Annotated in this window: 4 protein-coding genes; all 4 read right to left on the minus strand. The window is 63.0% G+C overall.

The genetic code is table 11. The annotated features are described in order from the left end of the window. Positions 1-127: 127 nt before the first annotated feature. Positions 128-394, minus strand: coding sequence for a 30S ribosomal protein S20 (rpsT, locus tag EN906_RS29000; RefSeq protein ID WP_013533694.1), 267 nt, complete (start codon positions 392-394; stop codon positions 128-130). A gap of 181 nt (positions 395-575) precedes the next feature. Further along, positions 576-1349, minus strand: a complete 774-nt coding sequence (locus EN906_RS29005) for an enoyl-CoA hydratase (RefSeq protein ID WP_127268054.1) — start codon at positions 1347-1349, stop codon at positions 576-578. 132 nt (positions 1350-1481) lie between these two features. Next, complete coding sequence (gene mutM, locus EN906_RS29010; RefSeq protein WP_127268053.1) at positions 1482-2372, minus strand: bifunctional DNA-formamidopyrimidine glycosylase/DNA-(apurinic or apyrimidinic site) lyase; 891 nt, start codon at positions 2370-2372, stop codon at positions 1482-1484. Further along, positions 2365-3011: phosphopentomutase (locus EN906_RS29015; protein WP_127375561.1), on the minus strand; the 647-nt coding region annotated here is incomplete at its 5' end. The genes EN906_RS29015 and mutM, both read right to left, overlap by 8 nt.

Genomic DNA, 3011 nt, shown 5'->3' on the forward strand with positions numbered 1-3011 from the left:
CTATTCCTAATTGTGAAATGCCGCATAAGACGCCGTTTCCGGACATTCTTTTTAAGTGCTTGCCGGCAAACGAAAAAACCCGGCACAAACGGCCGGGTTCGAAGAACGTCAGTCTAGGCAAGTAATGTCAGGCCGACAGTACCTTGACCCGCTGAGCCAGTCGCGACACCTTGCGGGACGCCGTGTTCTTGTGGATCACGCCCTTGGTCGCGGCACGCATCAATTCCGGCTCCGCGATCTTGAAGGCAGCCTGTGCGGCAGCCTTGTCACCGGAGGCAAGGGCCTCTTCGACCTGGCGGATATAGGTGCGGACGCGCGAGCGGCGGTTCTTGTTTATCGCTGCGCGGCGGACGATCTTGCGCGTTGCCTTTTTGGCCGAGGATGTATTGGCCATGATGCCTCTCTTCTGATCTGGTCGGCGCATGCGGATGCCGCAGGGCGCAAAAAACAAACGGGCAGCCACGGGGCCGCCTCGGTTGGTGCGGCTTATAGTTCAGCTTTTCCGGCGCGTCAACGCTGCCCGGCCTTCTTTTTGGCGGCCAGCAGCCATCTTCTTCGCAGCCAAGGGATTGGCGTCAGCGGTTGGTGAAATTCGGCTTCCGCTTCTCGGCAAAGGCCGCCATGCCTTCCTTCTGATCGTCCAGTGCAAACAGCGAGTGAAACAGCCGGCGCTCGAACCGCAATCCCTCGGCAAGCGTCGTCTCGAAGGCGCGGTTGACAGCCTCCTTCGCCATCATCACGGATGGTAGCGAGAAAGCGGCAATCTTGGCCGCGGCCTTCAGCGCCTCCTCGACAAGCTCGCCGGCAGGCACCACCCGCGACACCAGGCCAGAACGCTCGGCCTCGGCGGCATCCATCATCCGCCCGGTCAGGCACATGTCCATCGCTTTCGACTTGCCGACGAAGCGGGTCAGCCTTTGTGACCCGCCCATGCCTGGAATGACGCCGAGGGTGATCTCGGGCTGGCCGAATTTGGCCGTGTCGGCGGCGATAATGAAATCGCACATCATCGCCAGCTCGCAGCCGCCGCCGAGTGCATAGCCCGCCACTGCCGCGATAATAGGCTTTCGCGCCCGCGTCAGTTCCTCCCAGCCGACGAAGAAGTCTTGGGCGTAGGCGTCCGCGTAGGAGATGGACTGCATCTCCTTGATATCGGCGCCGGCGGCGAAAGCCTTTTCGGAACCGGTGATGACCATGGCGCCGACACCGGGATCGGCGCTGAACCCGTTCACGGCCGCCACCACCTCGGTCAGAATCTGCGAATTCAGCGCGTTGAGCGCCTGCGGCCTGTTCAGCGTGATCAGCCCGACCTTGCCGTGCGTCTCGGTGATGATCGTCTCATAGGCCATGGCTGCTTCTCCTTGCTCACGCTCGTCTAGAGCGGTTCATCGTTTCACGGAAACGCAGAACCGCTCCATCTCTCTGTCTTGACGCAATTCCGAACGGGAAACCGTTCCCACTTTTCCTGGAATTACTCTGACTCATCGCTGACATGTCCGGCAATAAAAGGTCGATCGGCCGCTCTGCACGACACGTTCGATGTGGCCGCCGCAGCCGGGCTTGGAGCAGGCCTTGCCTTCGCGGTCGTAGACGGCGAAGGCGTGCTGGAAATAGCCCAGCGCCCCATCGGTCTGCATATAGTCCCGCAGTGAGGAGCCGCCGGCTGCGATCGCATCCGATATCACCGAACGAATGGCTTGCGCGAGGTGTTCGCTTTGGGCCTGGGCTTTCTTTCCGGGCCTGGCGATCGTGCCCGCCTCGCGCAGCGGCGACAGGCCGGCACGCCACAACGCCTCCGACACATAGATGTTGCCGAGCCCGGCGATCAGCCTCTGGTCGAGAAGCGCTGCCTTCAGCGGTGATCGCCGCCCCTTCATCAATGAGGCAAGCAGCGCACCGTCCAATGTGTTGCCGGTTGGCTCGACGCCAAGTCCAGCCAGCATCGGATGAACGTCCGGCAGCCCTTCCGCAAACAGCATGAAGCCGAAGCGGCGCGGATCATTGAAGATCACGCGGGACCGGGCACCGGCCGGAGACACGACATGGAAGACGACGTGGTCGTGATTGGAGCTCTTCGAGCGGTCGTGCCGGAAGATGCCGGGCATGTCGCTGCCATCGGCCGTCTCTATGCGGAATGAGCCCGACATGCCGAGATGGCAGATCAGCATGGGGCCGCCTTCCAGGTCCATCGTCAGATACTTGGCCCGGCGGCCGAGTGCCGTGATCGTCTTGCCGGTCAGCCGCTGCGCGAATTTCTCGGGAAATGGAAAGCGCAGATCCGGTCGGCGCGCCTCGACGCGGGCGATGGTAGCGCCTTCCAGAACCGGCTGCAGCCCGCGCCGGACGGTTTCGACCTCCGGCAATTCAGGCATGACCGCCGATCGCCGTATAGAAAGACGTGCCGTAGCGTCCGGGCGCCAGCCCGAGATGCTCGGCCACGGTCTCGCCAATGTCGGCGAATGTCGTTCTCAGTCCGATGTCGCCGCCCTTGAGACCCGGTCCAGTGCCGATCACCGGAATGCGCTCGCGCGTGTGATCGGTCCCGCCCCAGGTCGGGTCGTTGCCGTGGTCGGCCGTCAGGATGAGAAGATCGCCCTGCCGCAGCCTCGCAAATGCCTCCGGCAGCCGCAGGTCGAAGGCCTCGAGCGCGGCAGCATAGCCCGCGACATCGCGGCGGTGACCGAATTCGGTGTCGAAGTCGACGAAATTGGCGAAGACGAGGTCACCGTCGCCGGCATTATCCATCGCACCCAGAGCCTCGTCGAACATCGCCATGTTGCCTGCCGCCTTGCGCACTTGCGAAATTCCGCGATGGGCGAAGATGTCGCCGATCTTGCCGACGGCGATGACACGGCTGCCACGCGCCGTCAGCCGGTCGAGCAGGGTCGGTTCCGGCGGGGGCACGGCGTAGTCATGACGGTTGTATGTCCGCTCGAAAGTGGCGGTGGTTTCGCCGACGAATGGCCGCGCGATCACCCGTCCGATCCTCAGAGGGTCAACCAGCCTGCGCA

The organism is Mesorhizobium sp. M7A.F.Ca.CA.004.06.1.1 (genome assembly GCF_003999135.1).
GTDB lineage: Bacteria > Pseudomonadota > Alphaproteobacteria > Rhizobiales > Rhizobiaceae > Mesorhizobium.

What these genes read in the sequence shown, in the direction of transcription:
- rpsT (WP_013533694.1), bottom strand. Translation starts at nt 394, where the DNA reads ATGGCCAATACATCCTCGGCCAAAAAGGCAACGCGCAAGATCGTCCGC.
- EN906_RS29005 (WP_127268054.1), bottom strand. Translation starts at nt 1,349, where the DNA reads ATGGCCTATGAGACGATCATCACCGAGACGCACGGCAAGGTCGGGCTG.
- mutM (WP_127268053.1), bottom strand. Translation starts at nt 2,372, where the DNA reads ATGCCTGAATTGCCGGAGGTCGAAACCGTCCGGCGCGGGCTGCAGCCG.